We start from the raw sequence: 20353 nt of genomic DNA on the forward strand, positions 1-20353 counted from the left end.
GTAGCGGTGAGAGTTTGGCAACTACCAGACTCTTCTGATCACTTGGTCAGTAGTATCTGCCCGTTCTTGGCCGTGTCCCGGATGGAGGTGTCATAGGTGCTGTCGGGGGCGGAGACCGTCGCCACGGCCGCGTCCGTGCTGTTGGTGCTGGTGTTGTCGCTGTGCCTGATTTGGGTGTCCCGATTGCGCCGGGCCGTTGTCACGGCACGGGCCGAGACCAAACGGGAACAAGCCGTTTCCGAACGAGAACGCGCCAATTCCGCGGAAGAGCGAGCCCTGGCGGCCGAACGCGGTGAAGAAGTGGCACGGATGGCGGCCGTACGGGCCGATCTGGACGAGGCGGCGCGCCGGGAGCGGATCCTGCGGGACTCGGTGCAGGCGTCGTTCGAGTCGGTGGCCCGGAACATGCACGCCATGTCGATGGTGCAGCAGCAGGTGCTGGACGGCCTGGGGCAGTTCGTCTCCGACCCCCGGCTGATGGCCGAGGTGATGAAGGCCGACCACGCCGCCGCCCAGATGACCCGCAAGGCGCAGACCCTGCTGGTGATGTGCGGGATCTGGCCCGCGCGGCGGGAGACCCGGCCGGTGACGCTGTTCGACTGCGTGCGCGGCGCGCAGTCGCGCATCCTGGAGTTCGGCCGGGTGGAGGTGCACGGCGGCCAGAACCTCTACGTGGTGGCGCCCGCCGTCGAGGGCCTGATGCACACGGTCGCCGAACTGCTGGAGAACGCCACCGTGTTCTCCCCCTCCCGCACCCAGGTGGCCGTCTCGGTCCGGGAAGTGGCCGCGGGCGCCGTCATCGAGATCGACGACGCGGGGCTCGGGATGCCGCCCGACGTCCTGGAACAGGCCCTGGGCCAGCTGCGCGAGGGACTGGACCTGGCCCAGCTGGGCGCCGTGCCGCGGCTGGGGCTGGCCTGCGCCGGCCGCTGGTCGCGGGAGCTGGGCTTCGGGGTGGAGCTGTCCACGGCGTCCGCGTACGGCGGAACCCGGGTGGTGGTCTTCGTACCGCACCGGCTGCTGACCGAGTTCAGCGTCGGTGCGCCGGTGCCGGCCACGGAGCCGGTCGTCGCCGAACCCGCCGTCCTGACCGCCGGACCGCCCGCCGTGGCCGCCGTGGCCGCCGACGAGGCGACGCAGGCCACGGAGCCGGAGCCGGAACCCGCACCGGATCCGGGGCCACCGAGGGGTCCGGCCGCCCCCGGACTGCCCCAGCGCCGCAACCGCCGCCGTCCGCCACCGCGGAACACCACCGGACCGGCGGCCACCGCACCCGCGCTCTCGGCGTCGGCTGCCGACACCACGGCGGCGGACGGGGACCCGTGGACGCCCGAGGCCGCCCGCGCCTCCGTCGCCAGCGTGGTCGCGGGCACCCGCCGCGGCCGGGCCGAGGCGGCGCGGTCCCCGCGGGACCGCGACCGAGATGACCAAGAGGATCGAGAGGGAGGCCGGTAGTGGCCGGAACCATTTCCAGACTGCCCGACGTTGGATGGATGCTGCGTCCCCTGACCCAGATTCCCGGGGTGCGGCATGCCGTCGTCGTCTCGGAGGACGGTCTGCGCATGGGGCACGGCTCCGCCGAGGGGCTGAGCGGCGAGGTGTCCCAGCTCGGCGTCGCCGAGGCCGAGTCGCTGGCCGCCGCCTGCGCCGCGCTGACGGTGACCAGCCAGTCCACGGTGTCACTGCTGTTCGGTGAGGAGGCGGGGGTGCGACAGCTGATGATCGAGTCCGACAGTGGATTCGTCCTGTTCACCTCGGCGGGTCAGGGCGCCTCGCTGGGGGTGGCCACCGACACCGAGGCGGATGTCGGTCTGGTGGCCCAGCAGATGCAGCTGCTGGTGGCGAAGATCGGCGCCCACCTGAGCAGTCAGCCGCGGGAGCCGATCAGTCCGGCGTCATGACCGGTCCCGGGGAGGAACGGACCACGGCCGCGGTGCGCCCCTATGTGATCACAGGGGGGCGCGCGGGTTCCTCACGGGAAGCTCTGCCGCTGGAAACGCTCGTCATGGCCTCCGGGAGCACACTGCCTCCGACACTGCAGCCCGAATACCGGCGGATCGCCCATTTCTGCCGGGGGTTGCTGTCGGTGGCGGAGGTCGCGGCACACCTGGGTCAGCCACCCGCGGTGGTGCAGGTGCTGCTCGCCGATCTCATCGACTGGGGGCACATCGTGGCACGCCCGCCGATCAGGGCGGCCGAGCGTGCCGATTTGGACTTGCTGAGGAAGGTGCTCAATGGGCTTGAGAGCCAGCTCTGAGATCTCGATGGCCGATACGGACGACACAACGGAGCCGGGCGATATGGACGGCATGGACGACAGCCCCGTCATGTATGTGCAGCCCAGCGTCTCCGGCGCGGCCAAGATCCTGGTCGTCGGGCCGATGGGGGTCGGCAAGACCACCCTGATCGGCACGGTTTCGGAGATCACCCCGCTCTCCACCGAGGCGACGATGAGCCGGGCGGGGGCGCGGCTCGACACCGTCGTCAGCCCGTCGAAGACCACCACCACCGTGGCGCTGGACTTCGGACGGATCACGCTGGGCGGCGAGTTGGTGCTGTACCTGTTCGGCACCCCGGGCCAGCAGCGCTTCCTGCCCGCCTGGAAGGACCTGGCGCGCGGTGCCCTGGGCGCGCTGGCGCTGGTGGACACCCGCGATCTGGAGGCGTCCTTCGACGCCATCGGCCATCTGGAGGACCTGGACGTACCGTTCTCGGTGGCGGTCAACTCCTTCCCCGACAGTGCGCTGCACAGCGAGGAGGATCTTCGGTCGGCGCTCGACCTGCTGCCGCACACCCCGCTGGTCATCTGTGACGCCCGTGAGCACAAGTCGTCGGTGCAGGCGCTGATCTCGCTGGTGTCCCATCTCATCGAGACCGTCGCGGAGGCGCCGTGACCACCGTGACCCGCCGGGTGCCGCTGTACGGGGCGGCGCTGGAAGGCCGGATGACCGACCTGTACGAGCGGATGCGCCGGGAGCACGGCGCCGTGGTGCCGGTGGACATCTCCCCGGGCATCGAGGCGTGGCTGGTGATCGGCCACCGCGAACTGCTCCACCTCACCCGTGACGAGCAGTACTTCTCCCACGATCCGCGCCGCTGGACCCCGCTGCGCGACGGCCGGGTGCCGGTCAACTCCCCGCTGATGCCGCTGGTCGGCTGGCGCCCCGCGCTGCTGTTCGCCGACGGTCAGCAGCACCGCCGGATGCGCTCGGCGGTGGTCGACGCCCTGGGCCGGGTCAACGGCCATGAGCTGATCCGCACGGTGCGGGCCACCGCGGAGCGGCTGGTGGCCGGGTTCGCCGAGCGCTCCGGGGCCGATCTGGTGGCGGAGTACGCGCGGATCCTGCCGCTCCAGGTGGTCACCGAACTGCTGGGTCTGGACGAGGAGAACGGACCGCGGCTGGTCGAGGCCATCCGGGCGATCGCCAACGCCCCGACCGTGGCCGCCACCAGCGCCAACCGGACCATGGGCCGCATCCTGCTGGAGCTGATCGCGGAGAAGAAGCGGCGGCCGGGCCCGGATCTGACCTCCTGGCTGCTGGAGCACCCCATCGGCCTCGGTGACGAGGAGGTGCTGCACAACCTGGTCGTGATCATCGTCGCGGGGAACCAGACCACCGTGAACTGGATCGCCGAGACCACCCGGATCCTGCTCACCGACCCGGCGTTCCGCTCCTCGCTTGCGCACGGCCAGATGACCGTGGACGACGCGCTCGACCTGGTGCTGTGGCGCTTCCCGCCGACCGCCAACTTCCCCGGCCGCTACGCCACCCGCGATCTGCGCTTCGGCGGCCAGGACATCCGGGCCGGGGACATGCTCATCCTGGGGCTCGCGGGGGCCAACGCCGATCCGGAGGTGCTGCCCGAGGACGGCCGTCCGGTCGTCGGCAACCGCTCGCACCTGGCCTTCGGCGCCGGGCCGCACACCTGCCCGGCGCGCGATCCGGCCCGGCTGATCACCCGGACCGCGGTGGACACCCTGCGCCACCGGCTGCCGGACATGGAGATCGCGGTCCCGGAGGAGCAGTTGCCGTGGATCACCTCGCCCTGGTCCAAGGGTCTCGCGGCGCTGCCGGTGCGGTTCTCCGCGCCCCAGCTGGCCGCCGAGACCCCGGCCGCCCGGAACACCCCCGAGAACCGACCGTGACGCCCTCGCAGCCGCCAGGAGGCAGCAGATGACCGACGGCCGATGCCCCGTGCCGCACGCCGCACCGCCGCACCGTCTGGACCCCACCGGGGCCGCCCAGCACGCGGTCAACGACCGGCTGCGCGCCCGCGGGGCAGCGGTCCCGATCCTGCTGCCCGGTGAGGTGTCCGCGTACGCCATCACCCGGCACGAGGAGCTGAAGGAGTTCGTCACCCACCCCGACGTGGCCAAGAACGCCCGTCACTTCGCGGCACTGCGGAACGGGGACATCCCGCCGGGCTGGCCGCTGGCCACCTTCGCCACCGTGCAGGGCATGACCACCGCCGACGGCGCGGACCACCGGCGGCTGCGCTCCCTGGTCACCCGGGCCTTCACCCCGCGCCGGGTGGAGGCGATGCGGCCCGCGGTCGAGGAGCTGACGGAGTCACTGCTGGACGGTCTGGAGCGGGCCGCCGCCGACGCCCCGGACGGGGTGGCCGATCTGCGCCGCCACCTGGCGCTGCCGCTGCCCATGGGGGTCATCTGCCGGATGCTGGGCGTCGACGCCGAGTACCAGGACCGGCTGCACGAGGTGTCCAACGAGATCGTCTCCACCAGGACCGGACCCGAGCGGGTGGTGGCCGCCAACCGGGAGATGGTCGCCATCCTCGGCCAGGTGGCCGCCGCCCGGCTGGCGTCCCCCGGCGACGACCTGACCAGCGCGCTGATCGCGGCGCGCGAGGAGAACGGCGACCGGCTGAGCGAGAGCGAACTGATCGGCACCCTGCTGCTGATGATCGTCGCCGGACACGAGACCACGCTCAGCCTGATCACCAACGCGGTGCGGGCGCTGTGCAACCACCGCGACCAGCTGGAGCTGGTCCGCACCCGCGCGCGGGACGCCGAGGGACAGGGCCCGGCCTGGGGCGACGTGGTCGAGGAGACCCTGCGCTGGGACGCCCCCGTCAGCTACTTCCCGTTCCGCTACCCCACCCGCGACCTGGAGGTCGGCGACACGGTCATCCCGTGCGGCGCGCCGGTGCTGGTCTCCTACACCTCCGCCGGGCGCGATGAGCGGGCCCACGGCGAGGACGCGGACCGCTTCGACATCACCCGGGCCGCCGCCACCCGCCATCTGTCCTTCGGCCACGGCGCCCACTACTGTCTGGGCGCCCCGCTGGCCAGGATGGAGGCCACCATCGCGCTGGAGCGGCTGTTCACCCGCTTCCCCGGTCTCGAGGTGGCGGTGCCGGACGAGGAGCTGGTGCCGCACCCCAGCTTCGTCGGCAACAGCCCGGTGGAGCTGCCGGTCCGGCTGGGCTGACGGCCGCGCGGCCACCGCTCACAGTGGCCGCCCGCGCCCGCTGAGGGCAGCGTTGCCTCCGGGAAACGACGGGGATGCCGTCGGGTAACAGGCACCCCGCAGGCTTCGGTGTCATGAGGTCGAACAGGGAGCCGGAGCGCCGCCACCGCGTGGTGATCGTCGGCGGCGGTATGGCGGGCACCCGGCTGGCGCAGCAGCTCACCGCCGCGCCGCCGGCGGGCGCCGGACCGCTGCGGGTGACGCTGATCGGCGAGGAGCCGCGCCCCGCGTACAACCGGGTGCTGCTCGCCGAGGTGCTGGCCGGGCGGTACGCCCCGGAGGTCATCGCGCTCCCGGCCCCGGCCCCCGCGGTGCACCGGCTGGGCGGGGTGCGGGCGGTCCGCCTCGACCGCGACACCGCGCGGGTGCTGTGCGACGACGGACGGAGCCTCGGCTACGACACGCTGGTGCTGGCCACCGGCTCCAATCCGGTGCTGCCGCCGCTGCGCGGTCTGTTCGCGCCCGGTGGCAGGGAACTGCCCGACGGGGTGCACGCCTTCCGCACCATGGACGACTGTCTGGCGCTCGGCGCCGCGGCCGGCCCCGGGGTGCGGGCGGTGGTCATCGGCGGCGGGCTGCTGGGCGTGTCCGCCGCCCGCGCCCTGGCCGAACGCGGCGCCCAGGTGGTGCTGGCGCACCAGGGCGAGCACCTGATGGAACGCCAGCTGGACCCGGGCGCCTCCCGGCTGCTGCGGGACCATGTGACGGCGCTGGGCGTGGAGGTCCACACCGAGTGCCGGGTCCGTGGTCTGCGGACCCGGGAACGGACCCGGGGCGGACGCGCGGTGAGCGCCGTCGAACTGGCCGACGGCTATGCGCTGGAGGCCGAACTCGTGGTGCTCGCCTGCGGGGTCCGGCCGCGCGTGGGGCTGGCCCGGGCGGCCGGTCTGGAGGTGGCGCGCGGTGTCGTGGTCGACGACGCGCTGCGGACGAGCGACCCCCGGATCCACGCGATCGGTGACTGCGCGGAACACGGCGGTGTGGTCTACGGGCTGGCACAGGCCGCCCAGGAACAGGCCGACGCCGTCAGCGCCGTGCTGGGCGACCGCGGCCGGGCCGGGCCCGGCCACCGGGAAGCGCCCCGGGAGGACGCGGCGGCGACCCCGTACCAGGGGACCCGTACCCTCACCCGGCTCACCCTCGCCTCCGCCCGCCCCCTGGACCTGGCCTCCTTCGGGGAGACCACCCCCGCCCCCGGGGACGACGTCGTGCACCTCACCGACGCCACCCGCAACGCGTACCGCAAGGTCGTCGTCCGGGGCGACCGCCTCGTCGGCGGCATCCTCCTCGGCGATCTCGGCACCGTCGGCGCGCTCGCCCGCACCTGGGAGGGCGATGAGCCGCTCCCCGCCACCCCGCTGCTCCACCTGCTCACCAACGATGGAGGCTCCTGCTCATGACGAAGCCGACGATTGTGCTGATCGGCCACGGGATGGTCGGCCAGCGGTTCCTCGAAGCCCTCGTCGACCGGAACGTCACCGGGACCGCCCGGGTCGTGGTGTTCTGCGAGGAGCCCCGCCCGGCCTACGACCGCGTCCAGCTCAGCTCGTACTTCTCCGGCCGCACCGCCGAGGACCTCTCCCTCGTCGAGGACGGGTTCCTGGCCCGGCACGGGATCGAACTGCACCTCGGCGACCCGGCCGCGTCCGTGGACCGCGCCGCGCGCACGGTGACCGCCCGCTCCGGGCTGACCGTCGGCTACGACACGCTGGTGCTGGCCACCGGCTCCTACCCGTTCGTCCCGCCCGTCCCCGGCAAGGACAGCGAGGGCTGTTTCGTCTACCGCACCGTCGAGGACCTGCTCGCGATCGAGGCGTACGCCAAGAACTGCGCCACCGGCACGGTGGTCGGCGGTGGACTGCTCGGTCTGGAGGCGGCCGGTGCGCTCAAGGGGCTGGGCCTGACCACCCACATCGTGGAGTTCAACCCGCGGCTGATGGCCCTCCAGGTGGACGACGGCGGTGGCGCCGCGCTGCGCCGCACCGTCGAGGACATGGGCCTGATCGTGCACACCGGTGTCGGCGGCAAGGAGATCACCGCGGACGCCGCCGGCACGGTCACCGGGATGGCGCTGTCCGACGGTTCGTCCGTCGAGACCGACCTCGTCGTCTTCTCGGCCGGGGTGCGGCCCCGCGACCAGCTGGCCCGTGACTGCGGTCTGGAGGTGGGCGAGCGCGGCGGGATCACGGTGGACGAGCGCTGCCGCACCAGCGATCCGGCGGTCCTCGCGATCGGCGAGTGCGCGCTGGCCGCCGACGGCCGGGTGTACGGCCTGGTCGCGCCCGGCTACGAGATGGCCGAGGTGGCCGCGCACGAGATCGCGGGCAGCGCGCACACCGGATTCACCGGTGCGGACACCTCCACCAAGCTCAAGCTGCTGGGCGTGGACGTGGCCAGCTTCGGCGACGCCCACGGCACCGCGGAGGGCTGTCTGGACGTGGTGTACTCCGACTCCCGCGCGGGCGTCTACAAGAAGCTGGTGGTCGGCGCGGACGGCACCCTGCTGGGCGGGGTGCTGGTCGGTGACGCCGACGCGTACGGCATGCTGCGCCCGCTCACCGGCTCGGTGCCGCCGGTCGCCCCCGAACAGCTGGTGCTCCCGGCCGGGGCCGGTGCGCCCGCCGCGCTCGGCCCGTCCGCGCTGCCGGACGAGGCCGTCATCTGCAACTGCCACAACGTCACCAAGGGCGCGATCCGTTCCGCCGTCACCGACCACCGGTGCACCACCGTCCCGGCGGTGAAGAAGTGCACCAAGGCGGGGACCGGCTGCGGCAGTTGTGTCAAGGCGCTCACCTCGCTGGTCAACGACGAGCTGGAGGCGAGCGGCGTCAGCGTCGACAAGGGGCTGTGCGGCTGCTTCGGCTACACCCGCGCCGAGCTGTACGAGATCGTGCGCACCCTGCGCGTCACCACCTACGCGCAACTGCTGGACAGCCACGGCCGTGAGGAGGCCCGCCGGGGCGACGGCTGCGAGGTGTGCAAACCGGCCATCGGCTCGATCATCGCCTCGCTCGCCCCGACGCTGGGCGCCAGCGGCTATGTCCTGGACGGTGAACAGGCCGCGCTCCAGGACACCAACGACCACTTCCTGGCCAACCTCCAGCGCAACGGCTCGTACTCGATCGTGCCGCGGATCCCCGGCGGGGAGATCACCCCCGAGAAGCTGATCGTGATCGGAGAGGTGGCCCGGGACTTCGGCCTCTACACCAAGATCACCGGCGGTCAGCGGATCGACCTGTTCGGCGCCCGGGTGGACCAGCTCCCGGTGATCTGGGCACGGCTGGTGGACGCCGGGTTCGAATCGGGCCACGCGTACGGCAAGGCGCTGCGCACCGTGAAGTCGTGCGTGGGACAGACCTGGTGCCGCTACGGGGTGCAGGACTCGGTACGGATGGCGATCGACCTGGAGCTGCGCTACCGGGGGCTGCGGTCCCCGCACAAGCTGAAGTCGGCCGTCTCGGGGTGCGCGCGCGAATGCGCGGAGGCCCGTGGCAAGGACTTCGGGGTGATCGCCACCTCCAACGGCTGGAACCTCTACGTCGGGGGCAACGGGGGCGCCGACCCCCGCCACGCCGACCTGCTGGCCCAGGACCTGGACGACGAGGGGCTGATCCGGCTCATCGACCGGTTCCTGATGTTCTACATCCGCACCGCCGACCGGCTGGAGCGCACCTCGGCCTGGCTGGAGCGGATCGACGGCGGTCTCGACCACGTCCGGGACGTGGTGGTGGACGATGCGCTGGGGCTGTGCGCCGAGCTCGAGGCGCTGATGGCCGACCATGTGGCGGGCTACCGCGACGAGTGGGCCGAGACCCTGGCCGACCCCGAGCGGCTGAGCCGCTTCGTCTCCTTCGTCAACGCGCCCGAGGCACCGGACCCCACGGTGCGGTTCGTGCCCGAGCGCGACCAGGTCAAGCCGGACCTCACGATCCTGTCCGGCCCGACCATCCCCGTCCGTACCCGCGAACTCGAAGGGACCTCCAGCCGATGACCATGGCGCCCGAGCGGACCGATGTCCGTGTGGAACTCCTCGTCGACCAGAAGTGGTTCGCGATCTGCGAACTGACCGATCTCGTCCCCGGCCGCGGGGTGGCGGCCCTGCTGCCGGACGGCACCCAGGTGGCGGTCTTCCAGGACCGCGCGGGCCGCGCCCACGCCATCGGCAACCGCGATCCGTTCACCGGCGCGTACGTCCTCTCGCGCGGACTGCTGGGCACCGCGGGCGGACGGCCGTTCGTGGCCTCCCCGCTGCTCAAGCAGCGCTTCGACCTGGAGACCGGCCGCTGCCTGGACGACGAGACGGTGTCCGTCACGGCGTACGCCACCCGCACCGGAAGCCCCGCGCCGCACCCGGTGTGACCGTGCGACCCGTTGTCGCCCGCGCGGAGTTGGGGGCGGTTAGGGTCCCTGGTATGGATCTGAAGCTCCTGGGGAAACGCGCGTTGGTGACCGGTGGCAGCGGCGGTATCGGCACCTCGATCGCCCGGCTGCTGGCCGCCGAGGGCTGCGCGGTGCTGGTGCACGGCCGGGACGCGGCGCGGACCGAGGAGGTCGTGGCCGCGCTGCGCGGTGCGGGCGCGCGGGCCGAGGCGGTGCTCGGCGACCTCGGCGAGGACGAGTCCGCCGCGGAGGTGGCTCGGCGGGCGGCGGACTGGGGCACGGACATCCTGGTCAACAACGCGGGCCCGTTCGCCGAACACGACTGGGACTCCGCGGCGCCCGAGGACTGGCTGACGGCCGTGAACGGCAATCTGCTCTCCGCGGTCCGGATGGTCCGCGCCCTGGTGCCCGGGATGCGCGAGCGCGGCTGGGGCCGGGTCATCAACGTCGGCAGCCGCGCGGCCGTGACCGCGCTTCCCAACATGGTCGAGTACTCGGCGGCCAAGGCGGCCGTGCTCAACGCCACCACCAGCCTCGCCCGCCATCTGTCCGGCACCGGGATCACCGCGAACGCCGTCAGCCCGGGGGTCATCGTGAGCCCCGGGCTGCGCCGGATGTTCGAGGAGCGCGCGGCCGAGGAGGGCTGGGAGGGCGACTGGCCCGCGATCGAACAGCGGGTGACGCGGGAGTACGCGCCGAACCCGAGCGGACGGCTGGGCACCGGTGAGGACATCGCCGCGGCGGTGGCCTATCTGGCCAGCCCGCTGGCCGACTACGTCAACGGCACGAATCTGCGGGTCGACGGGGGTATCACACCGGTGCCGTAGCGGTCGTGGGGCACCGCGCGCCACCGGTCAGACCGGGCCGTCGCCCCGTTCCACCAGCGTCCAGGCGTGGGCGAAGAGTTCGGGCAGGGTGCGGACGGGCAGCGGCGGGTGGTTGTCGTAGCGGCCGTTGTACGAGCGTTCCACGCCCAGCAGCGCCGCCTTCCACCGCTCCATCGGCTGATACGGCTTGACCGCGTGGCCCCACTCGCCGGGCAGGAAGACCTGCCGTCCGGCGCGGGGCCGCTTGTCCGCCACCACCACACCGCGCGCCAGCAGTCCGTCGCGGGCGGCGTGATGGCGGGCGGCCGTCCAGCCGTTCCACTTCCGCACATTGCGGTCGGTGGGGGCGGGCAGCGCCAGCAGTTGCAGATACAGCCGTGCCTGGTCCTCGTCGACGTCCAGCTTCCCGGCGGCGAGCGCGACCACGTCCGGGGCCGAGGCCGCCGGATCGGACTCGTAGCGGCCCGGGGGCAGCGCGGCGGAGGCGATCCGGTCCACGATGGCGGAGCAGACCGGACCGCGCAGCCAGGCGACCGCGTCCATGTGCTCGCGGCCGTAGCCGCCCACCCATCCCGACAGCCGCCGGGAGCGTTCGTCGTCGCCGTAGAAGGCGGGGCGGAAGGACAGATGCATACTGGGCCGTTCGTCCGGGCGGTTCGCCCGCCACCGCGTCACCACCGTCAGCCCGTCGTCCACGCTCGGGTCGTCCAGCGGTTCCGGGCCCGCGTAGGGGCGGCGGCCGAACCCCTCGGGCAGCTCCGCCGGCAGATCCTCCCCGCGCATCCCCCGGAACCCCGCGTCGAGCAGCAGCCCCGGATGGTCCAGCCGCTCCCGCAACACCCGCACCAGCCCGGGCACACCGTCGTGCACCACGTCCCCGGCGGGGAGTTCGGCGTAGACCCACGGGAGGTGCGCCACCGCGGTGACCAGGGTGTCCCCGAACCACCGCTGCCGGCCATGGGCGTCGGTGACATAGGGACCGAACTTCGACTCGGTCAGCCAGGTGTCGATGTCCGCGCGCAGCTCCGGAAGGTCGGTGGGGTCGGTGAACGCCCAGCACAGCTTGCCCGCCGTCAGCAGGAACGGGGCCCGCTCGACCACCGCCGCGTGCGTGGACTCGGGCACCGCCGTGCGCCGCCCGAACCGGGCCCGCCACGCCGCGCCGAGCCGGGCCGCGACCTCCCGCATGCCCTCGGGCTCCCACAGCGCGGCCGGGTCGGCGGGCAGTACGTCCGCCAGCAGCTCCAGCCGCTCCAGCGGACTCAGCCTCGCCAGCTCAGCTCCGCCGTCCTCGCTCTCGACGGCCTTCAACTGGTGGATCCGGCGCTCCTCGGCATCGAGGAACGGTGCGTATCCCGTGCTGATCACCCCGGCCAGGACGAACGACGCGGTGGCCCGCCCCAGCCCGGTGGCCTCGCGCAGCAGCGCGACGGCCGACCGGTCCCACGGCACCGGACCGCGCTCGCGGACCAGCGCCACCAGCGTGCGGATCTGCTCCGGAGAGCCCCAGCCACCGCCGGGGACGAAGTCGTTCACCTCCACGGTCTCCCCCAGCGACGGGGGCTCGCCGTGACCGGTGCGCAGCTCCAGGAAGGTCCGGGCCCCGCCGCGCACCCAGCCGACGCGGACCGCCGCGCCGTGCTCATCGCGGACGGCCGTGCGGTCGGTGCGCACCACCCCGGTGCGCCAGCGGGCCGAGGGGTCCGCGAACGGGCTCTCCGCCCAGATCTCCAGCCAGGCGAGCAGCCGCTGCCGCCGCACCTCACGGGTGGGTTCCACGGCGGCGCGCAGCGCGAGGGCTCCGATCCGTCCGAGGAACCGGGTCCAGGACCCCTCACCGGCCGCCCCCGGGCCGACCTCCCCCTCCCCGGGCTCCCACCTCCCGGTCAACGCCCCACCGGTACGCTCCAGCGCGGCCAGCACTCCCCGCGTCATCCAGTACCCGGAGCCGTCGACCAGCCCGCCCAGGGCGTTCGCCACCCACTCGTCATCCAGCCCGCCGCCTCCGAGCCGGTCGAGCACCGGAGTTCCCCCCGTCACGTCTGCCATGGACCGATCCTCGCCCATGGCACCGACACCGCGCGCACCCGCCTCGGACGGGACCTGCTGATAAGGTGGCCCTCCAGCACAACTGAGGAGGTGAGACCCATAAACGCCAGGTCAGGCTGGGTGCTCCCCTTCTGCGGCCAAGCGGCCGAACCGGTGTAGGTGACCGGCGGAGCGCCCTGGGAATCCCGGAAGGCTCCATGTCGACTTCACCTCTCTCCCTCGTTCCGGTCCTCGATTTCCCCGCCGTCGTCGGCAGACTGCGTACCGCCGGGTGCGTATTCGCCGAGGACGAGGCGGAGTTGCTGCTCTCCACCGCCCGCGATCCGGCCGCGCTCGACGCCATGGTGGCGCGGCGCGCCGCCGGGCTTCCGCTGGAACACGTCCTGGGATGGGCGGAGTTCCGGTGGTTGCGGATCGCCGTGGACCCCGGTGTGTTCGTCCCCCGCCGCCGCACCGAGTTCCTCGTCGAACGGGCGCTCGCGCTGGCGCCCGCGCGGGCCGGGGCGGTGGTGGTCGATCTGTGCTGCGGTTCGGGCGCGCTGGGCGCGGCCCTGGGGGCGGCGCTGGGGCGGATCGCGCTGGACGCCACCGACATCGATCCGGCGGCGGTGCGCTGCGCCCGGCGCAATGTGGCCGCGGTGGGCGGCCGGGTCCACCAGGGCGATCTGTACGAGCCGCTGCCGGGGGGCCTGCGCGGCCGGGTCGACCTGCTGCTGGCCAACGTCCCGTACGTGCCCAGCGCACAGGTCGGGCTGCTGCCGCCGGAGGCCCGGGAGCACGAGGCGCGGGTGGCGCTGGACGGCGGGGCGGACGGGCTGGACGTCCTGCGCCGGGTGACCGCGGAGGCGACCGGGTGGCTGGCGCCGGGCGGCTGTCTGCTCTTCGAGACCAGCGAGGCCCAGGCGTCCGCGGCCGTGGGGATCGTCGCCCGGGACGGGCTGCGGGCCACGGTGGCCGAGTGCGCGGAGCGGGAGGCGACGGTGGTGGTCGCCACGCGTCCGCCGCGCGGCTGAGCGGACCGGGACCCGCGGCGGGCCGGACCATGGACGGACCGGTACCCGCCGCGGGCAGGGACCCGTGGCACACCGGCACCCACACGGACCGGGCCTGTGGCGCACCGACTCCCGCGCGCACCGGCACCCGCACGGACCGGACCTTCGGCACACTGGCGCCCGCCACGAGCCAGGACCCGCACGGACCGGACCCGCGGCACACCGGCACCCGCCGCGGGCGGGGACCCGTGGCATACCGGCACCCGCCGCGGATCAGGACCCGCACGGACCGGGCCTGTGGCGCACCGGCACCCGCGCGCACCGGCACCCGACGGGCAGGGACCCGCGGCGCACCGACACCCCGCCGCGGACCAGGATCCACACGGACCGGGACCGCGGCGCACCGACACCCCGCCGCGGACCAGGATCCACACGGACCGGGACCGTGGCGCACCGACACCCCGCCGCGGACCGGGGCCCACACGGACCGGGACCCTCTTGACGGGTCCCGCCCCCGGTGGCAGCGTACGGGCGGGCGAGAAGGTGATCAGTACGCTGACCACCGGCGGGACGGTGTGACGACGACCGGCCTCCGCGGCCCGCGCCACCCCGGCGTCACCGACGCCGCCGTGGACCGCGGCCCCGGCCGTCCCGGACCGCCTCCGTCGTCACCCTCCGACACCACCGGACGGCCGCGCCACAAGCGCCCGAGGCCGCAGGAAGGGACGCCCGATGACCCTCGACCGTCCGCGCGACGTCTACATCGTCGACGCCGTCCGCACCCCTGTCGGCAAGTACGGCGGCGCGCTCGCGGGGGTCCGCCCCGACGACCTGGCCGCCCATGTGCTGCGCGGGCTGCTCGAGCGCACCCCGGAGCTGGACCCGGCCCGGATCGACGACGTGTACTTCGGCAACGCCAACGGCGCGGGCGAGGACAACCGCGATGTGGCCCGGATGGCCGTGCTGCTGGCCGGGCTCCCGGTCACGGTGCCCGGCGCCACCGTCAACCGGCTCTGCGCCTCGGGTCTGGAGGCCGTGCTCCAGGCCGCCCGCGCCATCGCCGTCGGCGACGCGCATATCGCGCTCGCGGGCGGCGTGGAGTCCATGAGCCGCGCACCGTGGGTGCTCCAGAAGCCCGAGCGCGCCTTCCCCGCCGGACACCAGCAGCTGTACTCCACCACCCTGGGCTGGCGGATGACCAACCCGGAGATGCCGCCGGAGTGGACCGTGGCCCTCGGCGAGGGCGCCGAGCTGATCGCCGACAAGCACGGCATCACCCGCGCCGCGCAGGACGCGTTCGCCCTCGCCAGCCATGAGAAGGCGGCGCGGGCGTGGAAGGACGGGGCGTACGACGCCGAGGTGCTGCCGTACCCGGACACCGGCCTGGTGCGCGACGAGACCATCCGGGACACCACCTCGCTGGAGTCCCTGGCGGGTCTGAAGCCCGCCTTCCGCAAGCCCGGCGGCACCGTCACCGCCGGGAACTCCTCACCCCTCAACGACGGCGCGGCGGCCCTGCTGCTCGTCGACGAGGAAGGGCTCGCGGCCACCGGCCGGGAACCGCTCGCCCGGATCGGCGCCTCGGCCGTCACCGGGATCGAACCGCAGTACTTCGGCCTCGGGCCGGTCGAGGCGGTGCGCCGGACCCTGACCAGGGCGGGCCGTGGCTTCGGCGATCTGGCCACGCTGGAGCTCAACGAGGCGTTCGCCGCACAGGTGCTGGGCTGTTTCGCCGAATGGGCCGAGGACCCCGGCTTCGACCCGGGTGTGGTCAATCCGCGTGGCGGAGCCATCGCCATCGGCCATCCGCTGGGCTGCTCCGGTGCCCGGCTGGCCGGGGCGGTGGCGCACCAGCTCGCGGCCCGCGGTTCGGGCACGGGGCTGGCCACGTTGTGCATCGGCGTGGGGCAGGGGCTGGCGCTCGTCCTGGAACGGTGAGGCGGTCCGGTCCCGCTTCCGACGCCCCGTCATCCTCCGTGCGCCGTAGTGGACATGGCGCCGCAACACCCCTGTCGTAATCCGCCCCCATCGTTGATCGTTGGGACATACGGTGGCCCGGGACCGGCCACACGAGGAGCGAGGGGGCGCCAGCTGTGTCCATCAGCCGCAGAAGACTGCTCGGTACATTCGGCGCGGGCGCGGGACTCACGCTGACCGGTGGACTGACCGCCGCCTGCGGGTCCAACACCGGACGGGGATCGGACGGCGAGGGCGGCCGGCCGCTGCTCGAGCACTGGTACCACCAGTACGGCGAACCCGGCACCGAGCAGGCGGTCAAGCGGTACGCCGACGCCTACCGCAAGGCCGACGTCCAGGTGCAGTGGCGGCCGGGCAACTACGACCAGCAGACCGCCGCCGCGCTGCTGACCACGTCCGGGCCGGACGTCTTCGAGGTCAACGGCCCGACGCTGGACCAGATCCGGGGCCGCCAGGTCGTGGACCTCACCGATCTGCTCAGCGAGGCCAAGGACGACTTCAACCCGGCGGTGCTGGCGCCCAAGACCCACGAGGGCAGGATCTGGGCCGTTCCGCAGGTCGTGGACATGCAGTTGCTCTACTACCGCAAGAGCATGTTGGAGAAGGCGGGCGTGGAACCACCGCGCACGCTCGACGCGCTGGTGGACGCGGCGAAGGAGCTGACCACCAAGGACGTCAAGGGGCTCTTCCTCGGCAACGACGGCGGTCCCGGGGTCCTCGGCGGCACCCCGCTGCACGCCGCCGGGCTCGAACTGATCACCACCGACGGCGCGGTGGGGTTCGACGATCCGGCCGCCGCCCGCACCCTCGGCAAGCTGCATCGGCTCTTCGCCGACAAGTCACTGCTGCTGGGGGCTCCTTCGGACTGGTCGGACCCGGCCGCGTTCACCCAGGGGCTCACGGCCATGCAGTGGTCCGGGCTGTGGGCGCTGCCGCAGGTGAAGAAGGCGCTGGGGGACGACTTCGGGGTGCTGCCGTTCCCCAGGGACGGGGCGCACGGCGGCCCCGCGGTGCCGGTGGGCGCCTACGGGGCGGCGGTCAGCGCGCGCAGCGGCCACCGGGAGGCGGCGAAGGAGTACGTGAAGTGGCTGTGGGTGGAGAGGACGGAGTACCAGGAGGACTTCGCGCTCACCTACGGCTTCCACATCCCGGCCCGGATCTCGCTGGCGAGGAGGGCCGCCAAACTGCGCGCGGGCGCGGCCGGTGAGGCCGTGGGCTACGCCACCGACCACGGCCATGCCGAACCGCTGCTGTGGACACCCGCGAGCAAGACCGCCTACCAGGACGCGCTGAGCCGGATCATCAAGAGCGGTGCCGATCCGGGGCGGGAGCTGCGGTCCGTGGTGCGCACGACCCGGGCGGAGCTGCGGCGCGTCCGGACGAAGCGCTGATGCGCGGGGCGGCCCCGCAACGGAAGCCGCCGGCCCGGAGGAGCCGGTTCGGCCGCCAGAACCGCACCCTGTGGTTCTGGGTCTTCGTGGGCCCGTTCGTCCTCGGACTGACCCTGTTCACCTACGTGCCACTGGCCTGGAGCGCCTACCTCAGCTTCTTCGACGCGCACAACACCGTGTCACCGACCGAGTTCGTCGGCTTCGACAACTACACGGCGATGCTGCGCGACGAGGCCTTCACCGACAGCCTGCTGACCTTCCTCGTCTTCACCGCGTTCATCGTCCCGGCCACGTACGTGCTCTCGCTGTGCCTGGCGCTGACGGTCAACCGGCTGCGCTGGGCGCAGGCGTTCTTCCGGTCGGTGTTCTTCCTGCCGGTGGCGTGCTCCTACGTGGTGGCGGCGCTGATCTGGAAGATGTCGATCTTCAACGGGGTGCGGTTCGGCCTGGCCAACACCGTGCTCGGCTGGTTCGGGGCCGATCAGATCGCCTGGCTGTCCACCACCGATCCGCCCTGGTACTGGCTGGTCATCGTGACCGTGCGGCTGTGGCTCCAGGCCGGGTTCTACATGGTGCTGTTCCTGGCCGGGCTCCAGCGGATCCCCGCGCGGCTGTACGAGGCGGCGGCGGTGGACGGCGCCCGGCCGGGGTGGCAGGTGTTCCGGTACATCACCTTCCCGCAGCTGCGGGCGACCTCGGTGGCCGTGGTGCTGCTGCTGGTGATCAACGCCTTCCAGGCGTTCGACGAGTTCTACAACCTGCTGTCCGACTCACGCGGCTACCCGCCCTACGCCCGGCCGCCGTTGGTCTACCTCTACTACACCGCGCTGGGACAGGGGCAGAACCTGGGTCTGGGCAGTGCGGGCGCGGTGATCCTGGCACTGATCATCGCGGTGGTCACGGTGGCGCAGGCACGCTGGTTCGGCCTGGGCCGGAAGGAGGACTGAGCGATGCCCCGGACCCTTCCCGCGCACGAGCGGCAGGGCGACGGCCTGGCCCGCGCGGGCCGCGCGGTGCGGCTGGTGCTGCTGTGCGCGCTCGCGCTGCTCTTCCTGCTCCCCTTCTATCTGCTGGTGCGCAACGGTCTGTCCAGCGAGGCGGACATCACCTCGCCCGGGTGGACCCTCTTCCCCGGCGAACTGCACTGGGGCAACGTACGCGAGCTGTTCGAGGACCCCGATGTGCCGATGGCGCGCGCCCTCCTCAACTCCTCGCTGATCGCGGTGCTCACCACGCTCGGCACCCTGCTGCTTGCCTCGCTCGCCGGGTACGGTCTGGCCCGCATCCCGTACCGCCACGCCAACCTGGTCTTCTACTGGATCCTGGGCACCCTGATGGTTCCCGCCGCGGTCACCTTCGTGCCCAGCTTCGTACTGGTCAGCTCGCTGGGCTGGATCTCGACCCTGCGCGGTCTGGTGGTGCCCACGCTGTTCCAGGCGGTGGCCGCGTTCATCTTCCGCCAGTACTTCCTGGGCTTCCCGCGCGAGCTGGAGGACGCCGCGCGGGTGGACGGACTCGGCTACTGGCGCACCTACTGGCGGGTGGTGGTGCCCAACTCACGGCCGGTGTTCGCCGCGGTGGGCACCATCGTCTTCATCGGCGCCTGGAACTCCTTCCTCTGGCCGCTGGTCATCGGCCAGGACCGGGAGGCGTGGACGGTGCAGGTCGCGCTGTCGACGTTCACCACCGCCCAGAGCGTCAACATCCACGAGCTGTTCGTGGCGGCCGCGGTGTCCATCGTGCCGCTGCTGGTGGTCTTCCTGGTGCTCCAGCGCTACATCGTGGCGGGCGTCGAACGCTCCGGCATCGATGACTGAGGCGCTCCGCGGCGCGGGGGTTCGCACCGCCGCGGCGGTCGCGTCATCCGTGTCCCGCGTGCCCCTGGGCACCGGCCACCGCGGGGAACGCGGCCTGCGCGCCGAAGACCCGCTCCCCCGGGGAGCCGCCGCCGCGCAGCAGCGCCGCGCCCAGCGGGGTCAGGGTGTGCAGTACGGCGCTGCCCTGGCGCAGGGTGTGGACCAGTCCGGCCTCCCGCAGCACACTGGCGTGCTGACTGGCCGAGGCGAGCGAGACGCCCACTCTGCGGGCGAGTTCACTGGTGGTGCAGCCGCCGCCGACCTCCAGCAGCACCGCGGAACGGGTCTGGCCCACCAGCTTGCCCAGCGAACGGACGCAGGCGGGCGCGGTGGCCGGGCGCGGATGGATACGGGGCGGCGCGGTCCGGCGGGCGTGTTCGACCGGATAGACCAGCACCGGGGTCAGCTCCGGGTTGCGGAAGGTCACCGGGGTGCCGCGGCAGAAGAACGACGGCAGCAGCAACAGCCCCCGGCCGCGCAGATACAGATCCCGGTCGACGGGATAGTCGACCTCCAGTACCGGCGCCCGCCAGCGCATGGTGGGCGGCAGCGAGGACAGCAGGCCGTCCGCCCCGCCGTCCAGCAGCGCCCGGCCCCGGGCGGCCCGGTCGGCTTCGATCCGGGCCTGGATATGAGGCCAGTAGGGGGCGATGGCGGCCCGGTGGTAGGTGCGCAGGGTGGTGATCAGACGATCCAGTGGTCGCGCCTCGCCCTGGGCGAGGTCACGTATCCATCCCGGGAGGGCACGGGGCGCCGGGAGCCCGGCGATCTCGTGGTGCAAGCGCTCTCCCGGTGTGGCACGCAGCGCGGCCATGGCACTGTCGCAACCGATTACCCCTTCGGCGGGTGTCAGGAAGTCAGGAAAATATCCGCGCGAGGGAATGAGGGGCGCCAGGAGCCGCGCTTCCCCGTTGAGCCGGTTTCGCGCTTCCGAACGCCATTCCCCGTATACGGTCTCGGCCCGGTTCTCCCGTAGGCGGTGGAAACTCAGAACCGTTTCCCAGAGCACATCCGGGCGGACCGCCATCCGCAGCCGGGCCAGATCGAGTTCACTGAAATGAACACGTAGCACTAGACCCTCACATGTGACATGCCGACCGTCCCCCCGATCACCGTTGAGTATGCACGCTTACACGGTCAGTCACCACGTCCTTTTGGCCAGATGTGAAACGGGGCGCGCTTCGGGCGTGCGAAGAGGAAAGCTGTTCCTCGTGCAAACGGGAGGCCACCGGCAAAACACTCCGGGGCCGTCCACAATTCAACAGGCGGTGCTCAGAGCCACATAGCTCGTTCCCGTGGGGGGTGACGAGTGCGTTACGGCGACTGGGCACTTGTGTTGCCGCCCGTAGCCGATGCGCGTGGCAACAGCTCCCGTGGGGGGAGTGAGAGGGG

At 72.8% G+C, this 20353-nt stretch carries 17 protein-coding genes; 15 read left to right on the forward strand and 2 right to left on the reverse strand.

Annotated features, from left to right (window positions below):
• The first annotated feature begins 96 nt into the window (after window positions 1-96).
• From AC07FT_RS02225 to AC07FT_RS02270, 10 genes are all read left to right on the forward strand, one after another.
• The gene (locus AC07FT_RS02225; protein ID WP_479173259.1) at window positions 97-1455 is read left to right on the forward strand and encodes an ATP-binding protein; all 1359 of its coding nucleotides are present in this window, start codon (window positions 97-99) and stop codon (window positions 1453-1455) included.
• Complete coding sequence (locus tag AC07FT_RS02230; protein ID WP_254740237.1) at window positions 1455-1901, forward strand: roadblock/LC7 domain-containing protein; 447 nt, start codon at window positions 1455-1457, stop codon at window positions 1899-1901. Before AC07FT_RS02225 ends, AC07FT_RS02230 begins: the two co-directional genes overlap by 1 nt.
• Window positions 1898-2257, forward strand: coding sequence for a DUF742 domain-containing protein (locus AC07FT_RS02235; protein WP_479173261.1), 360 nt, complete (start codon window positions 1898-1900; stop codon window positions 2255-2257). The genes AC07FT_RS02230 and AC07FT_RS02235 overlap by 4 nt, the downstream gene beginning before the upstream one ends.
• A 43-nt stretch (window positions 2258-2300) precedes the next feature.
• Complete coding sequence (locus AC07FT_RS02240) at window positions 2301-2894, forward strand: GTP-binding protein (RefSeq protein WP_471204511.1); 594 nt, start codon at window positions 2301-2303, stop codon at window positions 2892-2894.
• Between the two features lie 50 nt (window positions 2895-2944).
• Window positions 2945-4147 carry a cytochrome P450 gene (locus AC07FT_RS02245; RefSeq protein WP_471204513.1) on the forward strand — a complete coding sequence of 401 codons (1203 nt, stop codon included), beginning with the start codon at window positions 2945-2947 and terminating at the stop codon, window positions 4145-4147.
• A gap of 28 nt (window positions 4148-4175) precedes the next feature.
• Window positions 4176-5450 carry a cytochrome P450 family protein gene (locus AC07FT_RS02250; RefSeq protein ID WP_479173263.1) on the forward strand — a complete coding sequence of 425 codons (1275 nt, stop codon included), beginning with the start codon at window positions 4176-4178 and terminating at the stop codon, window positions 5448-5450.
• 113 nt (window positions 5451-5563) lie between these two features.
• Window positions 5564-6889, forward strand: coding sequence for an NAD(P)/FAD-dependent oxidoreductase (locus AC07FT_RS02255; RefSeq protein WP_479173265.1), 1326 nt, complete (start codon window positions 5564-5566; stop codon window positions 6887-6889).
• Window positions 6886-9480 carry a nitrite reductase large subunit NirB gene (gene nirB / locus AC07FT_RS02260; RefSeq protein WP_479173267.1) on the forward strand — a complete coding sequence of 865 codons (2595 nt, stop codon included), beginning with the start codon at window positions 6886-6888 and terminating at the stop codon, window positions 9478-9480. Before AC07FT_RS02255 ends, nirB begins: the two co-directional genes overlap by 4 nt.
• The gene (nirD, locus tag AC07FT_RS02265) at window positions 9477-9848 is read left to right on the forward strand and encodes a nitrite reductase small subunit NirD (RefSeq protein WP_479173269.1); all 372 of its coding nucleotides are present in this window, start codon (window positions 9477-9479) and stop codon (window positions 9846-9848) included. Before nirB ends, nirD begins: the two co-directional genes overlap by 4 nt.
• A 53-nt stretch (window positions 9849-9901) precedes the next feature.
• On the forward strand, window positions 9902-10696 hold the full coding sequence (locus AC07FT_RS02270; protein WP_479173271.1) for an SDR family NAD(P)-dependent oxidoreductase: 795 nt from the start codon (window positions 9902-9904) through the stop codon (window positions 10694-10696).
• Between the two features lie 27 nt (window positions 10697-10723).
• On the opposite strand, the gene AC07FT_RS02275 is transcribed toward AC07FT_RS02270, so the two are convergent.
• Window positions 10724-12745 carry a hypothetical protein gene (locus tag AC07FT_RS02275; RefSeq protein ID WP_479173273.1) on the reverse strand — a complete coding sequence of 674 codons (2022 nt, stop codon included), beginning with the start codon at window positions 12743-12745 and terminating at the stop codon, window positions 10724-10726.
• Window positions 12746-12942: 197 nt separating this feature from the next.
• Between AC07FT_RS02275 and AC07FT_RS02280 the strand changes: the two genes are divergently transcribed.
• The 5 genes from AC07FT_RS02280 (at window position 12943) to AC07FT_RS02300 (ending at window position 18922) form a co-directional block, all read left to right on the forward strand.
• Window positions 12943-13758 carry a putative protein N(5)-glutamine methyltransferase gene (locus AC07FT_RS02280; RefSeq protein WP_479173275.1) on the forward strand — a complete coding sequence of 272 codons (816 nt, stop codon included), beginning with the start codon at window positions 12943-12945 and terminating at the stop codon, window positions 13756-13758.
• A 711-nt stretch (window positions 13759-14469) separates the two neighbouring features.
• Window positions 14470-15675 carry a thiolase family protein gene (locus tag AC07FT_RS02285; RefSeq protein WP_479173277.1) on the forward strand — a complete coding sequence of 402 codons (1206 nt, stop codon included), beginning with the start codon at window positions 14470-14472 and terminating at the stop codon, window positions 15673-15675.
• Between the two features lie 155 nt (window positions 15676-15830).
• Entirely contained in the window at window positions 15831-17105 is a 1275-nt protein-coding gene (locus AC07FT_RS02290) for an ABC transporter substrate-binding protein (protein ID WP_479173279.1), read from the forward strand.
• On the forward strand, window positions 17105-18052 hold the full coding sequence (locus AC07FT_RS02295; RefSeq protein WP_479173281.1) for a carbohydrate ABC transporter permease: 948 nt from the start codon (window positions 17105-17107) through the stop codon (window positions 18050-18052). The genes AC07FT_RS02290 and AC07FT_RS02295 overlap by 1 nt, the downstream gene beginning before the upstream one ends.
• Window positions 18053-18055: 3 nt before the next feature.
• Entirely contained in the window at window positions 18056-18922 is an 867-nt protein-coding gene (locus AC07FT_RS02300) for a carbohydrate ABC transporter permease (protein ID WP_479173283.1), read from the forward strand.
• A 43-nt stretch (window positions 18923-18965) separates the two neighbouring features.
• On the opposite strand, the gene AC07FT_RS02305 is transcribed toward AC07FT_RS02300, so the two are convergent.
• Complete coding sequence (locus AC07FT_RS02305; protein WP_479173285.1) at window positions 18966-20033, reverse strand: ArsR/SmtB family transcription factor; 1068 nt, start codon at window positions 20031-20033, stop codon at window positions 18966-18968.
• Window positions 20034-20353: the final 320 nt, after the last annotated feature.

Source organism: Streptomyces sp. NPDC045899, from assembly GCF_056431485.1.